Annotated in this window: 1 protein-coding gene; it reads right to left on the bottom strand. The window is 48.0% G+C overall.

Features of this window, described 5'->3' with window-relative positions; all coding sequences use genetic code 11:
* Nucleotides 1-1,114 (bottom strand): glutamate synthase-related protein (locus AC3WVG_RS12185; protein WP_488798386.1); only part of this gene is annotated, 1,114 nt, incomplete at both ends.

Genomic DNA, 1,114 nt, shown 5'->3' with positions numbered 1-1,114 from the left:
CGTATTGCCAACGATGATATTCTCATCCGCGCTAGCAATCTTACAATCGCTAGGTGGATAGATGATTAGTTTGCCGCCTGACAAGCCCTTACCAACGTAGTCATTGCCTTCTCCAGAAAGCTCCAGTGTGACACCCTTTGCCGTCCATGCGCCAAATGACTGACCCGCCGTACCAGAAGCTTTAACGTAAATGGTATCTTCTGGCAGACCTTCAAAACCGTAGTTTTCAGCAACACGCCCTGAAAGCATGGTACCAAAGGTACGGTTATGGTTTTTGATGGCGATATCAATTTCAACCTTTTCGCCTTTTTCCAGCGCTGGTTTAGCCTGCTTGATAAGCTCATTATCGAGGGCGTGTTCAATACCGTGTTCCTGCTCCATGGTGTGATGTTCATCAGCGTGAGACTCAGCTTTAGGTTTTGTCAGCAACTTACTGTAATCCAGACCTTTTGCTTTCCAGTGATCAATCGCTGAATGCATATTCAGCTTATCTGACTGACCAACCATTTCAGCAACGCTACGGAAACCTAGCTTGGCCATAAGCTGGCGCATTTCCTCTGCCACAAAGAAGAAGTAGTTGATAACGTGCTCAGGCTTGCCGGTAAACTTCTTGCGAAGTTCCGGGTCTTGCGTAGCAACACCCACAGGACAGGTATTCAAATGACACTTGCGCATCATTAAACAGCCTTCAGCAATCAAAGGAGCCGTGGCAAAACCAAATTCATCCGCACCCAGAAGCGCTGCTATAACCACATCCCGTCCGGTACGCAAACCACCATCGGCTTGCACACAAACGCGACTACGTAAATTATTTAACACCAAGGTCTGATGTGTTTCAGCCAGACCAATCTCCCATGGAGAACCCGCATGGCGTAATGACGTCAGCGGAGATGCACCGGTGCCACCATCAAAACCAGAAATAGTCAAGTGATCCGCATGTGCTTTGGTGACACCCGCAGCAACCGTGCCTACGCCAACTTCAGATACCAGCTTGACTGAGATTCGCGCTTTTGGATTGACGTTTTTAAGATCATGGATCAACTGCGCCAGATCTTCAATCGAATAAATATCATGATGTGGCGGAGGTGAAATCAGTCCAACACCCGGTGTTGAA

The organism is Desulfovulcanus sp. (assembly GCF_982781345.1).
Note: the sequence above shows the minus strand (reverse complement) of the source record. Positions and strands in the feature narration are given on the sequence as shown.